The organism is Rhizorhapis suberifaciens (assembly GCF_014200045.1).
Taxonomy (GTDB): domain Bacteria; phylum Pseudomonadota; class Alphaproteobacteria; order Sphingomonadales; family Sphingomonadaceae; genus Rhizorhapis; species Rhizorhapis suberifaciens.
In genome coordinates this window covers 146,237-165,289 of record NZ_JACHOV010000004.1, presented here as the reverse complement: position 1 = coordinate 165,289, position 19,053 = coordinate 146,237, and the positions used below count along the sequence as shown (strand labels likewise).

25 protein-coding genes are annotated in these 19,053 nt (G+C 60.6%); 10 read left to right on the top strand and 15 right to left on the bottom strand.

Translation table 11 applies throughout. The features are described from left to right. The first annotated feature begins 41 nt into the window (after positions 1-41). A complete protein-coding gene (locus HNQ99_RS06680; protein ID WP_246414731.1) occupies positions 42-560 on the top strand; it encodes an MmcB family DNA repair protein in 519 nt (172 codons plus the stop codon). 43 nt (positions 561-603) lie between these two features. Here HNQ99_RS06680 and HNQ99_RS06675 read toward each other — a convergent pair whose 3' ends face one another. Beyond that, complete coding sequence (locus HNQ99_RS06675) at positions 604-1,227, bottom strand: ankyrin repeat domain-containing protein (protein ID WP_184474860.1); 624 nt, start codon at positions 1,225-1,227, stop codon at positions 604-606. A 60-nt stretch (positions 1,228-1,287) separates the two neighbouring features. Between HNQ99_RS06675 and HNQ99_RS06670 the strand changes: the two genes are divergently transcribed. From HNQ99_RS06670 to HNQ99_RS06655, 4 genes are all read left to right on the top strand, one after another. Then, positions 1,288-1,929, top strand: a complete 642-nt coding sequence (locus HNQ99_RS06670; RefSeq protein ID WP_184474859.1) for an SCO family protein — start codon at positions 1,288-1,290, stop codon at positions 1,927-1,929. Continuing rightward, positions 1,926-2,360, top strand: a complete 435-nt coding sequence (locus HNQ99_RS06665) for a YcgN family cysteine cluster protein (RefSeq protein ID WP_246414673.1) — start codon at positions 1,926-1,928, stop codon at positions 2,358-2,360. The genes HNQ99_RS06670 and HNQ99_RS06665 overlap by 4 nt, the downstream gene beginning before the upstream one ends. Beyond that, entirely contained in the window at positions 2,338-3,051 is a 714-nt protein-coding gene (locus tag HNQ99_RS06660) for a M48 family metallopeptidase (RefSeq protein ID WP_184474972.1), read from the top strand. The genes HNQ99_RS06665 and HNQ99_RS06660 overlap by 23 nt, the downstream gene beginning before the upstream one ends. Positions 3,052-3,211: 160 nt before the next feature. Further along, positions 3,212-3,301, top strand: a complete 90-nt coding sequence (locus HNQ99_RS06655; RefSeq protein WP_407692305.1) for an entericidin A/B family lipoprotein — start codon at positions 3,212-3,214, stop codon at positions 3,299-3,301. A 10-nt stretch (positions 3,302-3,311) separates the two neighbouring features. Here the strand turns inward: HNQ99_RS06655 and HNQ99_RS06650 are convergent, their stop codons facing one another. Genes HNQ99_RS06650 through HNQ99_RS06590 form a run of 13 tightly spaced genes read right to left on the bottom strand, consistent with a single transcriptional unit; the run spans position 3,312 to position 15,154 of the window. Continuing rightward, positions 3,312-4,082: a prepilin peptidase gene (locus tag HNQ99_RS06650; protein WP_184474856.1), complete on the bottom strand. Its 771-nt coding sequence runs from the start codon at positions 4,080-4,082 to the stop codon at positions 3,312-3,314. Next, a complete protein-coding gene (gene gspN, locus HNQ99_RS06645; RefSeq protein ID WP_184474855.1) occupies positions 4,079-4,795 on the bottom strand; it encodes a type II secretion system protein N in 717 nt (238 codons plus the stop codon). The genes HNQ99_RS06650 and gspN overlap by 4 nt, the downstream gene beginning before the upstream one ends. Further along, positions 4,792-5,271: a type II secretion system protein GspM gene (gene gspM / locus HNQ99_RS06640; protein ID WP_184474854.1), complete on the bottom strand. Its 480-nt coding sequence runs from the start codon at positions 5,269-5,271 to the stop codon at positions 4,792-4,794. Before gspM ends, gspN begins: the two co-directional genes overlap by 4 nt. Further along, positions 5,268-6,389, bottom strand: a complete 1,122-nt coding sequence (gene gspL / locus HNQ99_RS06635; RefSeq protein WP_184474853.1) for a type II secretion system protein GspL — start codon at positions 6,387-6,389, stop codon at positions 5,268-5,270. Before gspL ends, gspM begins: the two co-directional genes overlap by 4 nt. Beyond that, positions 6,386-7,381, bottom strand: a complete 996-nt coding sequence (gene gspK, locus HNQ99_RS06630; RefSeq protein WP_184474852.1) for a type II secretion system minor pseudopilin GspK — start codon at positions 7,379-7,381, stop codon at positions 6,386-6,388. Before gspK ends, gspL begins: the two co-directional genes overlap by 4 nt. Further along, positions 7,378-8,040, bottom strand: a complete 663-nt coding sequence (gspJ, locus tag HNQ99_RS06625) for a type II secretion system minor pseudopilin GspJ (protein WP_184474851.1) — start codon at positions 8,038-8,040, stop codon at positions 7,378-7,380. The genes gspK and gspJ overlap by 4 nt, the downstream gene beginning before the upstream one ends. After that, positions 8,040-8,486: a type II secretion system minor pseudopilin GspI gene (gene gspI, locus HNQ99_RS06620; RefSeq protein WP_184474850.1), complete on the bottom strand. Its 447-nt coding sequence runs from the start codon at positions 8,484-8,486 to the stop codon at positions 8,040-8,042. The genes gspJ and gspI overlap by 1 nt, the downstream gene beginning before the upstream one ends. Next, a complete protein-coding gene (locus HNQ99_RS06615; RefSeq protein ID WP_184474849.1) occupies positions 8,473-8,970 on the bottom strand; it encodes a GspH/FimT family pseudopilin in 498 nt (165 codons plus the stop codon). Before HNQ99_RS06615 ends, gspI begins: the two co-directional genes overlap by 14 nt. Continuing rightward, the gene (gene gspG, locus HNQ99_RS06610) at positions 8,942-9,415 is read right to left on the bottom strand and encodes a type II secretion system major pseudopilin GspG (protein ID WP_281376775.1); all 474 of its coding nucleotides are present in this window, start codon (positions 9,413-9,415) and stop codon (positions 8,942-8,944) included. Before gspG ends, HNQ99_RS06615 begins: the two co-directional genes overlap by 29 nt. Before the next feature lie 7 nt (positions 9,416-9,422). After that, positions 9,423-10,634 carry a type II secretion system inner membrane protein GspF gene (gene gspF / locus HNQ99_RS06605; protein ID WP_184474847.1) on the bottom strand — a complete coding sequence of 404 codons (1,212 nt, stop codon included), beginning with the start codon at positions 10,632-10,634 and terminating at the stop codon, positions 9,423-9,425. After that, positions 10,627-12,159, bottom strand: a complete 1,533-nt coding sequence (gspE, locus tag HNQ99_RS06600; RefSeq protein ID WP_184474846.1) for a type II secretion system ATPase GspE — start codon at positions 12,157-12,159, stop codon at positions 10,627-10,629. Before gspE ends, gspF begins: the two co-directional genes overlap by 8 nt. Next, on the bottom strand, positions 12,156-14,351 hold the full coding sequence (gspD, locus tag HNQ99_RS06595; protein WP_184474845.1) for a type II secretion system secretin GspD: 2,196 nt from the start codon (positions 14,349-14,351) through the stop codon (positions 12,156-12,158). The genes gspE and gspD overlap by 4 nt, the downstream gene beginning before the upstream one ends. Further along, positions 14,348-15,154 (bottom strand): type II secretion system protein N, encoded by an 807-nt coding sequence (locus tag HNQ99_RS06590; protein WP_184474844.1) that lies wholly within the window; start codon positions 15,152-15,154, stop codon positions 14,348-14,350. The genes gspD and HNQ99_RS06590 overlap by 4 nt, the downstream gene beginning before the upstream one ends. 196 nt (positions 15,155-15,350) lie before the next feature. Here HNQ99_RS06590 and HNQ99_RS06585 point away from each other — a divergent pair, with 196 nt between their 5' ends. Genes HNQ99_RS06585 through HNQ99_RS06565 form a run of 5 tightly spaced genes read left to right on the top strand, consistent with a single transcriptional unit; the run spans position 15,351 to position 18,697 of the window. Continuing rightward, positions 15,351-16,694: a S41 family peptidase gene (locus HNQ99_RS06585; protein WP_184474843.1), complete on the top strand. Its 1,344-nt coding sequence runs from the start codon at positions 15,351-15,353 to the stop codon at positions 16,692-16,694. Positions 16,695-16,707: 13 nt separating this feature from the next. Continuing rightward, entirely contained in the window at positions 16,708-17,190 is a 483-nt protein-coding gene (locus tag HNQ99_RS06580) for a disulfide bond formation protein B (protein WP_184474842.1), read from the top strand. After that, entirely contained in the window at positions 17,187-17,723 is a 537-nt protein-coding gene (locus HNQ99_RS06575) for a demethoxyubiquinone hydroxylase family protein (protein ID WP_184474841.1), read from the top strand. Before HNQ99_RS06580 ends, HNQ99_RS06575 begins: the two co-directional genes overlap by 4 nt. Before the next feature lie 30 nt (positions 17,724-17,753). Further along, positions 17,754-18,263 carry a hypothetical protein gene (locus tag HNQ99_RS06570; RefSeq protein WP_184474840.1) on the top strand — a complete coding sequence of 170 codons (510 nt, stop codon included), beginning with the start codon at positions 17,754-17,756 and terminating at the stop codon, positions 18,261-18,263. A gap of 38 nt (positions 18,264-18,301) precedes the next feature. After that, the gene (locus HNQ99_RS06565; RefSeq protein WP_184474839.1) at positions 18,302-18,697 is read left to right on the top strand and encodes a hypothetical protein; all 396 of its coding nucleotides are present in this window, start codon (positions 18,302-18,304) and stop codon (positions 18,695-18,697) included. 40 nt (positions 18,698-18,737) lie between these two features. Here HNQ99_RS06565 and HNQ99_RS06560 read toward each other — a convergent pair whose 3' ends face one another. Beyond that, positions 18,738-19,049, bottom strand: a complete 312-nt coding sequence (locus HNQ99_RS06560; protein ID WP_184474838.1) for a hypothetical protein — start codon at positions 19,047-19,049, stop codon at positions 18,738-18,740. Positions 19,050-19,053: the final 4 nt, after the last annotated feature.

The window sequence follows — 19,053 nt, the reverse complement described above, 5'->3', positions numbered from 1 at the left end:
GCACCAGTCCCCCCTCCAATGCATTGTTCTGAATGTCCGATATGAAGGGACACAAAATGGGATTGGACGGTTATCTGGCGAATGCCGGAGACCCTTTGGCCGACGGAACGGCGGGCGCAGTCACTCGGGGCATCATGCGGCTTTTCAGCCGGCACGACATAGCCGGCATAGCTGAAGTGCCGCTGCCCAATGGACGCAGGGCCGACGTCATGGCGGTCGATGGCAAGGGGCAAATTCTGATCGTCGAAATCAAGTGCAGCCGGCAGGACCTGCTAGGCGATACCAAATGGCCTGATTATTTCGACTATTGCGACCGCTATTACTGGGCCGTGCCGGCAGGTTTCGACTTGAAGCTGTTCGATAGCGAAAATCTGTGGCCCTCTCGAACCGGCCTCATCTGCGCCGACCAATATGATGCAGAGATTATTCGTCCGGCCCCGACACAGCCATTGGCAACCGCTCGACGCAAAGCCGAGATACTGCGTTTCGCACGCCGATCTTCCCGGCGGCTTATGGCGATGTTGGACCCCGGTTATATCAGTGATAATTCGGGGATATAACGGTTATCTCGCTTGAACAGACCGAAATCGTTCGAAGCCAATCCTATTTCGGTCCCTGCACTTCTCCAGTTCCTTGTACGGGTTTTGGTGCTTCAAGCGCCGCCACGATCGCAGGAGTGCGGTTGTCCCGCTTGGCGTAATCGCGGGCGGACATGCCGGCTAAGGAATCGGATTTATCAGGGTTTGCGCCATTGGCGATCAGCAGGCGAACCAGCGCCAGATCGCGAAGCTGGACGGCACGGATCAACGGCGTTTCGCCCCGGTCATTGGCCTTGTCCACTTGCGCGCCATTTGCCAGCAACAGCCGTGCGCCATCCAGAAAACGCAACTGCGCGGCCAGCATCAGTGGCGTTGTCCCGCTATTGTCAGCGAAATTGGGCTTTGCGCCCTTGGCTAGCAAAAAATTCACCCAAATGGCGTCGCGGCGGGCGACGACGATGTGCAGCGCAGTTTCGCCGCTTTTGCCATCGCGGGTATTGATGACGGTGGTGCCGGGCTGGTCGACGAACTCAGTCACCTTGGCGCCGTCACGGTCCCTGACCGCTTTCAGGAAGTTGAAGCTATCTGAAAATTGCGCATGCGCCAGGGTTGGCGCCAGAAACGCCAGCGCCAGCACAAAGCCGGCGACCCGCCTTAAAAACGAACGCGGCTCAAATTCACCCGTCATGTTTCGCTCACCCTGTTCATGCAATGCGGAATCGATTTGAATTTCGTTCCCTAGCAAGGCATGGCTGGCTTTGCCATGAACAAAGCCCTTATTTCCATCGCCATTCTGTGCCTTTTACCATTGACCGCTTGCGGCGACGCATCCGATCCGGACAAAAAGAGCGAGCGGCCTCCACTTGAAGGAGCAAGCATCGGAGGCCCATTCACCCTGACCGGACAGGATGGAAAGAAGGTTTCCTACAGCGACTTCGATGGGAAATACCGGCTAGTCTATTTCGGCTATACCTATTGCCCCGACGTTTGCCCTCTTGATCTGCAAAAGCTGATGCAGGGCTATCGGCTGTTTGAAAAGCAGAACCCGGCTTTGGCGGCAAAGGTGCAGCCGATCTTCATCACCATCGACCCGCAACGGGACACTCCGTCGGTCGTGAAGAATTATGTCGGGAACTTTCACCCCAAACTTATCGGCCTGACAGGCACTTCAGATGAAATTGCAGATGTCGCGAAGGAATTTGCGGTCTATTATGCCAAGGACGAAAGGTCCGGGGGCAGCGAATATCTGATGAACCATTTAAGAGCGCCCTATCTCATGGGCCCCGAGGGCAAGCCGCTGGCAATCTTGCCGACGGATCAACCGGGTACGGAAGAGGACGAGGGCTCGCCCGAGCGAGTGCTGGCCGAACTTGACCGATGGGTGAAATGATCGACACTCCTTTCTGGGAAAAGCCTTTAAGGGACCTCGACCGCACGCAGTGGGAGGCGCTCTGCGACGGATGTGGAAAATGTTGCCTGCACAAGATCGAGGATGAAGATAGCGGCCGCATCTACCCCACCAATGTTGCGTGCAAGCTGCTGGACCGCCACAGCGCCCGTTGCGTGGATTATCGCCGGCGGAAAGCATTTGTTCCTGATTGTCTTCGCCTGACGCTCAACAGGCTCAACGACATTGAATGGCTGCCGGAAAGTTGCGCCTATAAACTGCGCGCCGCGGGACAACCGCTTCCAGAATGGCATTATCTGATCTGCGGCGATCCGGAGGCGGTGCACAAGGCCGGACAGTCGATACGCGGCTGGACGGTATCGGAAACAGAAGCGGGCGATCTTGAACATCATGTGGTGGAACGGGGGCTCTGACGATCAGTTGACCGTGGGCGGTGTGGCATACCCGCTAAAGGTGCGCCGGCACGCTAGATCGCGCGCCTTTCGGCTGTCAGTGGATCCCGGCAAGGGTGAAATCCGCTTGGGCCTTCCTACAGGCGCCAGTCTGCGCAAGGCCATTCAATGGGCATGCCAACAAACAGATTGGCTGGAGCGCCAGTTGACGGCTGTGCCGGCTACAATCCTGCTCGCACCGGGCGCCGTCTTTCCCTTGGAAGGACTGAACATTCGCATCGATTGGTCGCCTACTCTACCAAGACGGGTCCAGCGCCATGAAGACCGCTTGCAACTCGGCGGCCCCGAAGAGGCGGTGGGTCCAAGGACGCTTCGCTGGTTAAGAGAGCTCGCGCGCCAGACGCTGGTGAACGAGACGGCCGCCTATGCCGAACCGTGGGGCCTCAAGCCAGGCCAGATCACAATGGGCGATCCCCGCTCCCGCTGGGGAAGCTGTGCGTCCAACGGAAATATCCGCTATAGCTGGCGGCTGATCTGCGCGCCGGTATTCGTGCGGCAGGCGACCGTCGCGCATGAGGTCGCCCATCTCGCCCATATGGACCACGGTCCCGCCTTCCACGCGCGACATGCCGAAATTTATGGAGGAGATCCGCTGCCCGCTCGGCGCTGGCTTCGCGAGAATGGCGCAATGCTGCATCGGATCAGCATTTAGAGTGTTTTCAAGGCATTGCTGAGTTGATGCTGATCGGTTTCGGCTGCGGCACATTATTCATTAGACGGAAAGGCGCACTGCCTTATAATTCGCGGCTGTTGATCATTTAGGACGTTCATTAATGAAGAAAACTGCGATTATCGCCGCCCTTTCCATTGCCATGACGCTGCTCGCCGCTTGCAACACCGTCAAAGGTGTCGGACGCGATATTGAATCCGTCGGCCAGGCAGGCGACGACGCTATGCACTGACCAATAGCCTTCAGGCCATTCCCAGCATTCGTGCCGCCAGCCAAGCGGGCAGGGTGGCAATCGCCATGTAGGTGCCGAGCGGCATTTGCGTAGAAGAAGAGACCTCCCCGCCCCGCGCCGCCCGAAGCCCTGCGGCGGTCAGGGCGGTAAGACTGGCGATGAGGAGCACTAGTGGCAATGGCTGCCACCCGAACCATGCGCCTATCGCTCCCAACAGTTTGGCGTCGCCGCCGCCCATGCCGGTCCGACCGCGCAACCATTGGTAAATGACGGCTATCAGCATCAAACTGCCATAACCTGAAGCAGCGCCGACCACTCTATCGGGCAGCGCGACAGGAGTGACCCACATGGCAAGAGTGAAGCCCAGGAAGGCCAGGGGCCATGTCAGGGCATCGGGAAGCCAAAAGTGGCGATGGTCAAGTATGGCAAGGGTGATGAGGAACCAGACCAGCACCGCCCAGCCCAATCCTTCGATTCCTGGCGCCAGCCCTAAGGCGGCCGCGCCCGCCAGCCCACAGGTGAGCTCCACCCGGAAATGCAGCCAGTCGATGGGAGCGGCGCAGCTTTTGCACCGGCCCCCTTGTGCCAGTGCGCTCAGCAAAGGCACCAGATCGACAACGCCGAGAACTCGACCGCAGCCGTCGCAGGCTGACCGACCGGCCAGAACAGATCGCCCTTGGGGCCAGCGAAGAATGAGTGTCGCAAGGAAGCTGCCGATGATGGCGCCCAGGACGAAACCGGACAGCGACCAGGACCAGACCGGAAGCGGATCTACACTCACAATTGGCCGCTGAGCTTCAGCAGATAACCGCCCGGCGCTGGAACAAAGCCATCGTCGACAAGAGCGGCGGCCTGGGTGGCATCACTGGGACGGACGACAAGTTCAGCCGTGTAGTTTCGATTACCCTCGACCAGCATGTTCAGCTTTTCCATGCCGGATTGGCTGTGAAGCGCGAGGAGCAGGGCAGCGCCATTGCAGACAGCATCGCCGGAGAGGCTCGAAGAAAAAGCTTGGGTAGTCGAGAGGGTCAGGCCTATGTTCACGCGGCCCTGCGCACGAATGCAGGCGCCCTTGGCGAAACGCACGCTGACGTCCTGAAGGTCTATTCTGGTGAAAGGCAGTGGGGCGAAGGTCTCTCCGGTGCCGATGCTGGCCGTCACATCGTCTATGCCGAAACTGCTGTTACTGACGCTGACTGCTCCCTTCATGTCATCGGGGGAGCCATGCCGGACGAAATCCATCCGGGCACGCCCGATGAACAGCGGCAGCGGCGAAAGCCGCGCCTCGACATCGCCGAGCGGAAGACCCGCAAGATTCAGCTGCTCGATCCTGCCCCACCAGACGGCTCCATGAATAGCGCGGGCGGAAAGGGCGTTTTCGTGAAGAGCGAGCATGTCGAAGGCGGTGCGCAGAGGGAATAATGCAATCAGCGAGAAAAGGAAGCTGAGTAGCAGGAACAGCCGGCCGCGCGCGCGAAGAAGGAGCGCCATCATCGTCCGGACGCCCTCAAAACACCATTTGCGGTAAGGACAACATTGTCAGTCGGCTCAACGCTCAATGACTCGACCTGGATCCCCTGCGCTTCGAGCGAGGCAAGCCAGCCGAAAAACGCGGTGGGACGAACAGAAGCTGTCATAAAGGCCACCCTGTCCTCGCCTTGCCGTTCATTGTGGTTAAGAGTGAAGCCCGTTTCGGCCGCGCTTTGGCCAATTAAGACGTCCAGCGGTCCCCTTCGAACGGGTGAGCCCTGACCAGACAGGGTTTTGATTGCGGCTACCCGCGCCCGAATGGCGGCGGAACGGTCAATGGCGGCGGCGTGCCTCGCTTTTGCCGAGGCAAGGCCGCTTTCGATCGGGCGCAAGACGCCCAGCCATAAAATGATCATGACGAGCAGCGTCAGCATGATGCCTATCAGCCATTTTTCGCGGATCGAAAATATCGCCCATTTACCCTTTATAAGAGCGATCATGGTGTCCGCACCGCCACTCGGGTGCGTATCGGTCCGTCTTGGTCCTGCTGGGGTGTGGCAGTGACCAGAAAGCCCGATTGCTGCAAAGCGTTTAGCACCTGGTTCATATCATCGGCGCTCGGCGCGGAAAGCGTCACGCTGAGGGTGCCTTCGGCGGTATAAGCCATGTTGGCGATACTGGCGTTGGGCACGTTCCGCATGGCGGCATAAAGGCCGGCGGCAGGTCCGGAGAACGCCAAGCCACCGCCGCCAAGCTCGGACAATCGAGCGTCGAGTTGTGCCTGCGCCGTGGCGATATCGGGGACATGGGGCAGAACCGTGCGTGCCAGAGCTTGGCTTTCGGCATCCACCGCATCGGCCGCAAGATCATATTTCATTATTTGGGTGAGCGCGATCAGCAGGCTGCAGAAGGCAATGAAACCCAGCATTGCTGCCAAGCTGCGCACTAACGGCCAATCGAGCACATGCTTCCCGCGCTTGGCAAAATCCCCCTGACGCAAATTGAGCGGAGGGGACGCCAAGGCTGCGATGGCGGCGCGGTTAACGTCCCGGACGGTGACTTCGCGGACCTGAGCCTCGCCGACGATGAGCGCCGCGACCGGATCTGCGGCGCCTATTGCACAATCAGGCCCCCGTAACACGATCTCTCCGCCGATCATTCCGCTTACAAAACATTCGTCCGGATGGGGCAATAACAGCCCGGCAGGCAGAATGATGTCGGGGTCGATTCCCTGATGCTGGGCCCAGAGGAGCCATTGCGCCATCTGCGTTCGCGAAACGACCGCGACATTGTGGCGGTCGTCCATATCGCCCGTATCAGCGGTTGCGATGTGCAGCATTTCCGCAGAGCCAATGCTGTTGTCGAGCGCCAGCAGGCGCGCCGCCGCGCGTCCCTGACGGGGGGTCAAATCCGGAAAGTCGGTCCAATGCAAGGTGGTGAGCCCGACCGGCGTGACCAGCATGACGCGGGTATCGCGCGGTAGCTCGGTAAGCCCGCTGTCATCGAGCCATCGCGCCCCGGCACTGTGGCCGACTATCTCGCCACCCGCGACCCGCATCCACAAAGGTTCGGCATCGCCGTTCTCCGGGATGGAAATGATGAGCCCTTCGGCGCTCAACCTGCTTCTCCCCATTGGCGGATGACTAGTCTGGCCGGTTGCTCCCCCGCGTCAATCAGCGCCTGTTCGGTCAATTCCGCGTCCCCCAGCTCGACCAGAATGTCGAGGCGAAAAAATCGGCTAGTCAGTTTCGTCTGGGCTGTCACCTCGGCATTGGGTGTGAGCTTCGCCACTGCGGGCAATTTCCAGAACGCGTCGAGGCTGCCATAACCTGCGGGCGGACGCTGCGCCAGCATTTGCCGCGCGGTTTCGATGGTGAGTTGTCCCGGCAGCAGCATGGCAAAAAGCGGCGCTTGTTCGGGCAGCAAGGTATTCACATTGATCGGCGAAAGATCGCTGGTTGGTAGTGCGCAAATCCATGGGCGAAGCGTCGCATAGATTTGGGGAGTGACCCCGGCCAATGCGCGAAGTTCGCTTGCATCCAGAAGCATGCGGTTCGGGGTGCGATAGAATTGGGGCAGGCTGGCATAAACATTGTCTTCCGCGCCGCCGGGCTGACTGTCGCTGTCGATCCAGTCTGCGGCCGAGGCAGCGATGCCTGCCGCTTCTCGCGGCGGGATGCCCAGCACTTCCATAAGCGCAGTGAACTGGCGAACGCCCAGCGGCCGGACCTTAAGGTCCTCAACATTTTGGCCAGTGACGAGGCTGTTGAGATTAAAGCAATTGCCGCCATCGACAACGCGCGCCGTAGCGATGCCGCCGGGCAAGGGCAGCCGATTGGTGCGGCCTTGCCAATCCCCCTCCAAGGTGGTCCTGGCCCGATCGCGCTCGATCAGATCTTCGATCCGGACAATCGATATGGTTTCGGCCGCAAAGGCGTAGGCCCGGGCCTGATCGAGCGCGCTTGAGTTGCCCGCCAGTTTGGTGGCGATGGTGAGCCTTTCCAACGCCGTTGCGGCGATGACCGACATGATGGCGACCAGCAGGAGGACGGTAAGCAAGGCCGCGCCTTGTTCGTTGCGGCGGTCGGTCGTGGCAGGGCGTTGCGTCATTCGCCGTCGCCCTGCACCGAGGCGTCTTTTCCCGGACCCACCAGAAACAGCAGTGTCAGCGGCGGTTGCGAAGCACGCGTTACGCGCATTTCCACCGCCTGGGGGAGAAGGTCGGGCTGCACCGACCGCCAGTCGTCCCGCCATGTGCCCTTGGCGTCGCGATAGCGTGTGCTGAACAGTGTGACATTTTCGAACAGGGTTGATGGCGCATTGGGAACGCTGCCATCGACCATTGGATAGGTGACCCGCTCCAGGCGGCCGTCGTTCAGCCAATATTCGATCTTCTGCAAGGTCGATCGGGGTGCGTGGTCCAGGTTGCTCCAGCCACTGCGCACGAAGCGCAACAGAGGCTGTTGCGGATCGCGCTGGCCCCAAAATGCGGGGACGGACAGTCCCTCGACATTGCGGCTGATGCGAGGTTGGGCCTGCGCCAGATCTGCGGTGATGGCGGCACTGGCGCGCTGGACCAAAGCCATGTCCTCAAGCCGTTGCTTGACCGCGCCCTGGGCACTGACACTGCCGGAGAGCAGCATCACGCCGGCCGAGGCCAACAAGCCAAAGATCAGCAGCGCGACCATGAGTTCGATCAGGGTGAAACCTTGATCATGTTCGATGACCCTGCGCGGGCGGGAGCGCCGTCGGCCTTTTCCTGCCCGCATCACTTCGCCATTCTCACAATGGTGAGCGCGTTTGGGGACGTGCCGGCGTGGCCCTCTACGCGAAGGTCGATCTGGATGATGCGGGGGTCATCGGTTAGCTTGGCCTTGCGGGTCCAGTGCCAAAGCTGACCGCCATTTTCAACATCGCCGCTGGTCTGGCCGAGTCCGGGCGGGGCAGGGTCGCTCAGCAATTCGACCGCAAGATTGCGAGCGACTATCTGACCGAGCAGCTTTTGGTCGAGATCGGCTGTGGTGGCGAGAGTGAAGCCCTGCAGTTTCAAGAGTGCGAGAGCGGCAAGGCTGAAAACGCTGAGGGCAACGAGCATTTCGATCAGTGTAAAACCGCGAGCCTTAAACGGTATTTCCGCGCAGGCAGGGGCACCATACCCCCTGCTCGTCGCCTGTGGCTCGGGTCGCTCCCCGGGCTTTTTATCACGCACCGACATTGATGTTGCCGTCAAGGTCGATGGTTACAGACACGCGCTGCCCTCCCCTTACCAGCGTGATCATCAAAGGTTCGCTGGCAAGGCCGGTGCTGTCAAAATAAAGTTGCTCGTGGCCTGTCTGTCCGACCAGTGCGCTCGTACCTTTGCGCCAATTGGTCGGGGCGAAGGGCTTATCCCGTAATGGCGTCCACTGACCCCGTGTGCGCTGCGAAAAGCCATAGCCCGAGGCGGAAATCCAAAGAGACATGGGACGTGATTGAAGGACTGCGTCGTCGCGAGCCGCCAGGGCGCGGGCGGCGAAGCGCTCGGCATCTTCCAGGATATGGCTGCGCTGATCGGGCATGGTGAGGACGACCGTGGCCGACATCAAGCCAAGTAGGACAATGACAACCAGGAGTTCGACCAGCGTGAAACCGTGTTCCTCCGCTTTGGGGGGTGTATCTGAACGCCGGGCATCAGATGTCGCTGGAATAAATGTCGGCATTTTCATCCTCGCCACCCGGCGCTCCGTCCGCGCCTAGCGAATAGACGTCAAAAGCGCCACTCCGTCCGGGGTTGGCATATTGATAAGCCCGGCCCCAAGGATCGGCGGGAAGCTTCTTGATATAACCGCCACTGCGGTAACGCTCTGGCCGGGCGAGCGTTGGCGGCGGCGTTACAAGCGCATCAAGTCCCTCTGCTGCTCCAGGATAGGTTAGATTATCCAGGCGGTACATTTCGAGCGCCTGGCTGAGCGTTGCAATGTCGGCCTTTGTTTTTTCCACCATGGCACGGTCCTGACTGGGGAGGACATTGATCACCACCACCGTGGCGAGCAGGCCGATAATGACGATGACAACCATGAGTTCGACAAGGGTAAAACCATTTTCACTCATCTTTGCCGGGGACGCGCTTAGATGTCGTGAAAATCGGGAAGGGAAGCGGGACATATATTCCTCAAACACCTGTAAGGCTTTGCAATTGCAGGATTGGCAACAGGATCGATAGCACGATTATTGATACGACGCCGCCCATGATGACGATGATCGCGGGTTCCAATAGTGACAGCGCCGTGGCGGTGAAACGGTCGAACTCTCGCTCCAGATAATCCGCGGCGCGCTCAAGCATCATGTCCAGACGCCCGGCTGCCTCTCCGCTTGCTGTCAGATAGACGAGGAGCGGCGGGAAGACGCCTGCACGGCGCAGCGCGGCGGAAAGGCTGCCGCCGCCCCGGATCGCTTCCACAATGTCTTCGGTTGCGTGACGGAGGACGCGGTTGTGGACCGTTTGGGCCGTGAGAGCGAGCCCTTCAAGCAGCGGAAGGCGGCTTGCCACCATCGTGGAAAGTGTCCGCGCCATGCGGGCGGCGTGGAGATCACGGATAAGGCGGCCGATCAGTGGCAGGCGGAGGAGGAAAGCATCGACGCTGGTACGGATCGATTCTTCCTTGAGCGCGCGCCAGCCAATGGCGGCTGCAAGAACGAGGAAGAGCAGCAGCGCCCACCAATAGCTCGCAAGCAAATGCGAAAGGCCCATTACGATGCGGGTGAGCAAGGGCAGTTTATGGCCAACGGTATCGAACTGTTCCACCACCTTGGGGACGACGAACATCATGAGCGCGGCGACAACCCCGATGGCGACCAGCGCCAGGACGATGGGATAAGCCAGCGCCGTCGTCACCTTGCCGCGCACCTGCGCCTGGCGCTCAAGCAGTTCGGCAAGGCGGTCCATGATAAGCGGCAAGCTGCCAGAGCTTTCGCCCGCCGACACCATGGCCCGGTAGAGCGGCGGAAAGCTTTTGGACTCGAGGGCCATCGCATCGGCAAGACGGCGGCCCTCGGTAAGGCCCGCATGGACATGGGCGACGATAGTGCGGACATGATCCTGCTCGCTCTGGCGACTGATGGTCCGGAGCGCTTCCTCTAGCGGGCTGACCTCCACAAGGGTCGAGAGTTGACGGGTGAAGAGCGTCAATTGCTTCGCGGAAAGCCTGCGCCGGGCGAAGGATAGAAGGGCGTAGCCGTGGTTGGGCTTACCAGGTTCGAGCCTGACGACAAACATTTTGCGCTGATCAAGGCTCAGCTTGGCATCATCAGCGCTCGGTGCGGTGAGAGAGCCACGACGTTCCTTGCCCGCTGGATCGATGGCGAGATAGTCGAACTCAGGCATCGCCCAGCACCTCTGTGCTTTCCCGGCGGGAGATGCGGATCGCCTCCTCGGCTGTGGTCTGTCCGTTGCGGACCAGCGCGCGCGCCGCACTGCTCAGGTTGGGAGCGTTGGCGAAGGCGTGACGGGCGATGCTGGATTCGTCCGCACCCTCATTGATGAGGCGGCGGATGGTGTCGTCGACACGGACGGCTTCGAACACTCCTATGCGGCCCTTATATCCAGTGCCATTGCATTCGCCGCATCCCCTGGCCTGCCAGATCAGGCTAGCTGGCTCAACATCCAGAAGCCCGCTGACCGACCTGTCGGCCTCAACCGGTTCACGGCAATTCGGGCAGAGGCGGCGGACGAGGCGCTGTGCGATAACGGCGCGCAAGGTGGAGGCGAGCAGGAAGGATTCCACTTTCATGTCGCGCATCCGCGTGATCGCGCCGATCGCGTCGTTCGTATGAACCGTCGAAAGCACGAGGTGGCCGGTGAGCGACGCCTGAACCGCGATTTCCGCCGTTTCCTTGTCGCGAATTTCGCCAACCATCACGACGTCAGGGTCCTGGCGCAATATGGCGCGCAGGCCTGCCGCAAAAGTAAGGCCGACCTTGGGATTGACCTGTGTCTGGCCGACGCCCTCAATGGCGTATTCTACTGGGTCCTCGACCGTCAGCAAGTTGCGGGCGCCATCGTTCAATTGCCGCAGGCCGGCGTAAAGCGTCGTGGTTTTGCCCGAACCAGTGGGTCCGGTGACGAGGATGATGCCATTGGGTTCGGCAAGGGCATTGCGAAAAACCTGGTCGGCGAAACCGGTCATGCCAAGGACATCAAGGTCGATGCCAGCATTTTCCTTGTCCAGGATACGCAGCACAACTCGCTCGCCCGCGCGGCTGGGGAGGGTGGAGACGCGCACGTCGAGCAGCTTGCCGCCCAACGTCAATCCGATGCGCCCGTCCTGAGGTAGCCGGCGCTCGGCAATGTCGAGCCGGGCCATGACCTTGATGCGGCTGACGACCATAGGGGCGACGTGCGGAGGCATACGCAGCGTCTCCTTCAGGACGCCGTCCACCCGCATGCGGACGACAAGTCCGCTCTCATAAGGCTCTATATGAATGTCCGAGACGCCCTGCCGCGCTGCTTCGGCTATGATGCCGTTGATAAGGCGGATGGCGGGGGCATCATCCGCGCTGTCCAGCAGGTCGTCGGCTGTAGGAAGGTTGGTCGCCAGCAGGTCTAGCTCATCGGCAGGGACGCCCATCGTCCCCGCTACTGCGGCGGCGGTGCCATCCATGGCGTAATGCTGGGAGAGATATTTGTCGAAGGTGGCGGCGTCTGCGATCTCGACATCGAAGCTTTGGGCAAAATGGCGGCGGACTTCGATCAGCACGCGTGGATCGCCGCCTTCACGCAGGGCGACGGCCGGACGATCGCCTGTGCGGCCCGTCAGCAGGACGACACCGAATTTGCGCGCAAAGCCATAGGGTATGTCGACAAGGCGGGGCATGGTGGGACCTGCTTCCTCGCCAACGTCCGGGGTCATTGCGGCTCAGCCTTGCCTGAAGGAACAAGCTGCGGCTTCACGACAGACTGCGATTCCCGAACTTCCGGCACAATGACCCGGCCGTCGATCACTTGATCGCTTGGCTGGTGCTGCGCCGCTGTGGGCGGGACGGCGCCCATATAGTCACGGACCAGCTCGTCTATGCTGGGTTCGCTCTTCGGGTCCTTCAACAGTTGCTGGGCACGAATATAATTGTAGCGTTGCGCCGCAAGCTGGCGGCTCTCCTCCTTGCTGCGAACGATGGTGGGCCGGATGAAGATCATGAGATTGGTCTTTGTCCGGGATTTCGAACGCGACTTGAACAACTCGCCAAGGCCCGGAATCGAGGATAGCAACGGGACCTGTTCAACGGTCTTACGCTGATTATCGTCCAACAAGCCGCCCAGCGCGACGATTTCGCCATCGTCGACCGTGATTGTCGTGTCGATTTCCCGCTTGTTGAGGATAAGGTCGCTCGATTTTTCCGAGACCGGACCAGAGATCGAGCTGACCTCCTGCCGAAGGAAAAGCTTGATCGCACCGCCCGTGTTTATTTGCGGCTTCACCTCTAGCTGAATGCCGACATTTTCTCGCTGCACGGTCCGGAAGGCGTTGTCGAAATTATCGCTCAGCGCCTCACCGGTGGTGACGGGTATCTCTTGTCCCACCAGGATCTTCGCTTCCTGATTGTCGAGCGTGTAGATCCAGGGCGTGGAAAGCACGTTGGAATTGGTGTCGCTCTTCACTGCGTTCAGGATCGCGCCGAGCACATTGCCGTTGCCCAGATCGGCAGCCATGCCGAACAGGCCGCCATTGGCGCTCTGCACCGCTGCGAGGCCTGCTTCGACAAGATCATCGCGCAGTCCGCTGGTCGTTGTCGTGGAGGTAGTCGTCGTTGTCGTGGTTGTCGATCCGATCCTGTCGGCGATCAGCGCGCCGCCCACCGTGATGATATTGGGGGCGGTGTTGGAATAGTTGGTGACGAATCCGCCTTGCTTGCCGCCCACCAGCCACTGCACGCCTAATTTTTTCGCCACTGTGTCGGATATTTCGACGATGATCGCCTCGATAAGCACTTGCTCGCGCCTGGTGTCGATTTGCCGAATGACTTCCCCCAGCATGCGCTGCACATCATTATTGGCGGCGATTATGATGGCATTTGCGCCTTCATAGCGGGTAACCACGGCCGGCCCCCGCGAAGCTATGCCGGCGCTGGAGGCGACAGCGGAAGCCAATGCCGGAGCGGCGGATGAGGGGTTTGCACCGCCAATCTGCCCGTTGCCACCGGTGGAGGTCGCCGCCGCGGAGTTCATGAAGGAAGGCGCGCTAGAGCCGGAAGCCATCTGGGTCGTCTGCTGCCCCAGCATCTGCTGCAACACCGGCACCAGCTTTTCAGCATCGGCATGTTCCAGCCAATAAACCCGAATTTCCGTGCCCGACGCGGCCTGTTGGTCCAGCTCCTTCGCCATGGCGATCAGGCGCGATACCGTAGCCGGGTCGCCGCGCAGGGCAATGCTGTTGCTGCTGTCGATCGGGACGACCGAAACGGCGTAACCAGCGCCACCCTGCTGCCCTTGGCCAACCAGCGTTTGCAGCGAAGTCGCGATTTCACGCGCGCCGGCATTCTTCAGCGTCACGATCTGGGCCGACGCCCCGTCCTGGTCGATTTGGCGAACGAGTTGCCGGATGCGGGCGACATTGTCGGCGAAATCGGCCACGACGATGCTGTTGCCCGCGCGATTGGCGGTAATCGAACCTTCCTTGCTCACCAGCGGCCGGAGCGTTTCCAGTGCGGAAGCGGCGTCGATCGAGCGCAGGCGTATGACCTCCGTCACGAACTGGTTGCGCGCTGCCGATGCGCCGCCGATCCGGCTCGGTTGGGCAGCGGCCGTGTCGGCGGGAAGTATGCGATAAGCTCCGCCTGGCGCGGGCACGGCGACAAGGCCGTTGGCGCGTAGGGTGGACAGGAAAATCTCAAAATATTCGGACTTGCTCAGCGGCCTGTCGGTCACCACCGACACTTTGCCTTGTACGCGCTGGTCGATGATGAAAGTTCGGCCCGTGACGCGAGCTGCATCCTGGATGAAGGCCCGGATGTCCGCGTCGCGGACATTGAGCATGTGCTGCGCCTGAACGGGACTTGTGAGGATTAGCGCAAGGGCGGCGCTGATTTTGAAAATATGCTTGGTCATTGGCTCGATAGGATCATGGTGACCGGGACAATGCTTCCGCCCCGTTCGACCTGTAGGGAAATGCTGCTGGTCGGCTGCAACTGATCAGTTAAGGTCTGGATATCACCGGCCGAAGAGATAGGCTGTCCGTTGATTTGGACAATGACATCCCCCGGCTGAAAACCAGCAAGCCGGAATGTGTCGCCATTGCCCGATGGGCTGACGTTGATGCCTGTCACGCGGCCACCTGCCATGCGTGGTGCAAAGTTGATGCCTCGCTGGATATCCTGCAGAGTAGGCGGTCCCGAAAGCTGTCGTGCCGCAGAAGCGTCTCCTGGCCGGACTGAAGGAGCGGCCGCCGATTGGTCGATGAACAGCATTTCATCCCGCCCGCCACGGTCGATCACGACATGGTCGAAGCTTACCGATTTCAGTGTGACGCCCGGAAGGATCTCGTCGCCGGGCGCATAGCTGCCCTGCATCTGATCGGGGTTGGCGAGGATCGCCGATCCGCCACCCGAGCCTTCATTGATGCGCGTGCCGAACAGCGTAAGATTGAGCGATGTCACGATCTGCCCCTCGCCTTGTCCATTTGTACGGAAAAAGGGATCGAAAGAAGAAAAGAGCGCCTTGCGTATTTCCGAGGAGGGGATGGCCGCCTGGCGGGGCCGCCAGTCGCCATAGGGGCCTACTGGCGTCACTACCGTCCAGACCAAATGGGCGAGCTGAACAGCCATGAGCGCCAGCAACAATAGCTCTATCAGGGAGAAAAGATCGCCGCGGCGCAGTCGCGACATCCATTTCCTGTCCAGTCTCAAGCGCATGGTTTGCCGTTGCCCCTTTTTCCAGACCGCCTGTCACGGCGGTTCCGTCATGCTGCAATCGCCGTTATCGACCTTTTGCATTGCAGCGAGGCCTCTTTGAGCACAATGCGCCGCTTTTTTGAAGCGGAGACTGGCTTTGCAACGGGGCATCAATACGCCTATATCTTCGGAAAGTATGCCAAGGACGCCTGAATCGATGAAGAACAGCCTGATCAAAGCCGCATTGCTGACAGGCGCTCTTGCGCTGGTGCCGATGACCACGGCGGCGCTCGCGGAGGCCGAAGGAAATAGTTACCGTACGCTCGACGAGTTCATGGACGTTTTTCAGCGCGTGCGGGCCGATTATGTGGATAAGGTCGACGATGAAAAGCTCATCAAGGGCGCCATTGACGGCATGCTGTCGAGCCTTGACCCCCATTCCAGTTTCCTGGACGCCCGCGATTTCGAAAATCTGCGGACACAGACCGATGGGGCTTATGGCGGCCTTGGGCTGTCGGTGACGATGGAGGACGGCGCGGTTAAGGTGATTGCGCCGACCAAGGATACTCCGGCTGACCGCGCGGGTATCAAGGCGGGCGACTATATCACGCATCTCGATGGTGAACTCATTTACGGCGGGACGCTGGATGACGCTGTCGACAGGATGCGGGGCGAGCCCGGCACCAGCATCAAGCTTACAATCGTGCGTCCGGGACGCGACAAGCCCTTCGACGTTGCCATCACGCGTGAGATCATTGAGTTGAAGCCGGTCCGCTGGGAGGTGAAGGACAATATCGGCGTCATCAACATCATCAGCTTCTCCGCCAATACCGGCGCGGACGTGCGGGCGGCGATACGGGGCGTTGAAAAGTCGCTGGGTCACAAGCCGACGGGCTATATCCTTGACCTGCGCTCCAATCCGGGGGGGCTTTTGGACGAGGCCGTGAATGTTTCCGACGTCTTCCTGGAACGCGGCGAGATCGTTTCGCAGCGCGGCCGGAAGAAGGGCGACATCGAACGTTATTTCGCAAAGGCGGGGGATGATACTGGCGGCTTGCCGGTGATCGTCCTTGTGGACTCGGGATCGGCATCCGCATCGGAGATCGTGGCGGGCGCGCTACAGGATCAGCGACGGGGGTTGGTGATGGGCGAACGTACTTTTGGTAAGGGCAGCGTGCAGACGCTCCTGCCGCTCAGCAACACGACAGCCCTTCGGTTGACGACGGCGCGCTATTATACCCCTTCAGGGCGTTCGGTGCAGGAAGGCGGGATTGAGCCCGATATACGCGTACCGCAAATCTCCGATCCCGACTACAAGTCGCGGCCGCGCTTCCGGGAGTCGGATTTGCGTCGTCACCTCATCAATGAGACAAAGGTCGACAACAGCATATTGGAAGATGACACCAAGGAAGATCCCCGTTTCAAGGCGACGCCCGAAGAGCTGAAAAAAAACGGGATAGAGGATTTCCAGCTTAATTATGCCCTGGAAACGATTGGCCGCATCGCAAAATCGCCCGTTCGCATGGCTGCTACGCGCCCCAATGAAAAGAAGAAGAAATAGGGGTATCAGAGAGATGCGAGGATTGACGCTGGCGCGGCTTTTCGCGTTGCTTGCCCCTGCGGCGCTTCTGGGTGGAGCGCTGCTCTCCGAATATGTCGGGGGCCTGGCCCCGTGCGAAATGTGCTATTGGCAACGCTGGCCTCATGCGGCGGCCATTGGTTTTGCATTGCTCGCCCTTTTGTTCCGCGGTGGAGCAGCGCGCTTCTTTCTGGTGCTGGCGGCGCTGGCGATCGCGGTGAGCGGCGGCATCGGCATATTTCATGCGGGCGTGGAATATGGTTGGTGGGAGGGGCTGACAGCCTGTTCCACCAGCAGCATGGGCGGCAGCACGCAGGACATTTTGGCTAATATCATGGCGACGCCGCTGGTGCGCTGCGATGTGCCGCAATGGACGCTGTTCGGCGTTTCGCTGGCGGGCTATAACGCCATCTTGTCACTTGGGGCCGCTATCGCCATCTTGGTCCTGACGACAGGATACAAAGGGAAACGAGCATGACGTCGAGCCGTTTCGGTGAGAAAAAGCCCGACCGCACTTCCATGCTGCGGGTGAATCAGGCCGGCGAATATGGCGCGACGAGAATCTATGCAGGGCAGCTCGCCGTCCTGGGGGATCGCCATCCGATGGCCCGCGCCATAGCAGGAATGGCCGCGCAAGAGGAACGGCACCGCATTCATTTCGATGCGATGATGACCCGGCGAGGCGTCAGGCCGACTATTCTGGCGCCGCTGTGGGATCATGCGGGTTTCGCACTGGGAGCGATCACGGCCGCCATCGGCCCGGAAGCCGCCATGGCTTGCACGGCGGCGATCGAGACCGAGATCGACCGGCATTATGAAGAGCAACTCGCCGACATGGGCGATGCCGACCCCGAGCTTGCCGAGGCGGTGCGGGATTTTAAGGCGGAGGAGGCCGAGCATCGCGACATTGCCCTGGCTTCCGGCGCGGAAAATGCACCGGCCTACCCGTTGCTGTCGGGCCTCATCCGGCTGGGATGCAGAACCGCGATTGCCTTGTCGAAGCGCATCTGAAGACCCCGCACCGGGGCGGAAGGACGATAGATGAAACGCCTGATGATTGCAGCGCTCTTTGCTGGCCTGAGCGTTTCCGCGCCTGCCCCGGCCCAGGAGCGGGAACCGGTTGGTGCGGTCGACGATGCGTCGGTCAAGATCAACCAGCTCATCGTCTATGGCGACGATCCCTGCCCGGAAAGCACGGCGGACCAGATCACGGTGTGCGCCAGGAAAAGCGAGCGCGAGCGTTTCCGCATTCCCGAAGCGCTGCGCGAGGATCCCAATAAACCTGCCAATCAGAGCTGGACGAACCGCGCTGAGGCTCTGGAATATGTCGGACGGAGCGGCACTGACAGCTGCTCACCGGTGGGCGCGGGCGGTTTCACCGGCTGCTTTGCCCAGCTAATGCGAGAGGCGCGGGCCGAACGCATGGGTTCCGACAATGTCAGTTGGTCGCGGCTCGTGGAGGCGGAGCGGCAGAAGCGGCTTGAAAAGCTCGACGCCGAAGCCGAAGCGATTGAGAGCCAGCTTAAGGCGCAGGAGAAAAGCGGGGGATAGAAATCTCCTGTTCATCTGAAAGGGGCTTAAAATGCATCATGCCCCGTTCCCGCCATTTCGTCGCGCTTATGGTTCCGCTGTTCCTTCTGCCTTCAACCGCGCGGGCAGAAGCGCCGGAACGTGTGCAGACACTGGTCGTCTATGGGAATGACCCTTGTCCCAAGGCAGAGGATGGCGCCATCATTGTTTGCGCGCGAAAGCCGGAAAGCGAGCGCTACCGCATTCCGAAGACACTGCGCGAAAAGAAGAGGGCGGTGGGCAGCCAGGGCTGGGCCAGCCGTGTGGAAACCATGGAGGCCGCCAATCGGCAGCAGCTACCCAATAGTTGCTCCGTCATCGGCAGCAACGGCCAGACCGGGTGCACGCAGGCAATGCTTCGGCAATGGTTTGAGGAGCGCCGTCGCGCCAAGCAAGAGGCAGAAGGCGTGCCTTAGGCGATAGGGTGTTTGCAGGAGCGCAGTTCCCATGAGGGCATCAATCCAGGACACACCCATATCCGGGCCGTAATCTGGCTGTGCGTCTGGCGATCAAAGGCACGTTCGCGGTAACCGAGTGCCTATCCGGCTGGTCATCCAGCATGACCATTTCCATGCCCGGTTCCATATCTTCCTCGCAGCTTTCGATGGGTCGCCCCTGCACATAGCGGCAGGAACAGCCGATCCGCGCTCCGTAAGCCGCGCCCGCCTCCGCTCGCGCCTTGAGGCCGGGCCAGCTCCAGACAAGGAAGGCCAAGCCAAACAGGCCCAGGCCCGCAGCCGCATAGCCTGCCACACGCGCACTGAACATGCTT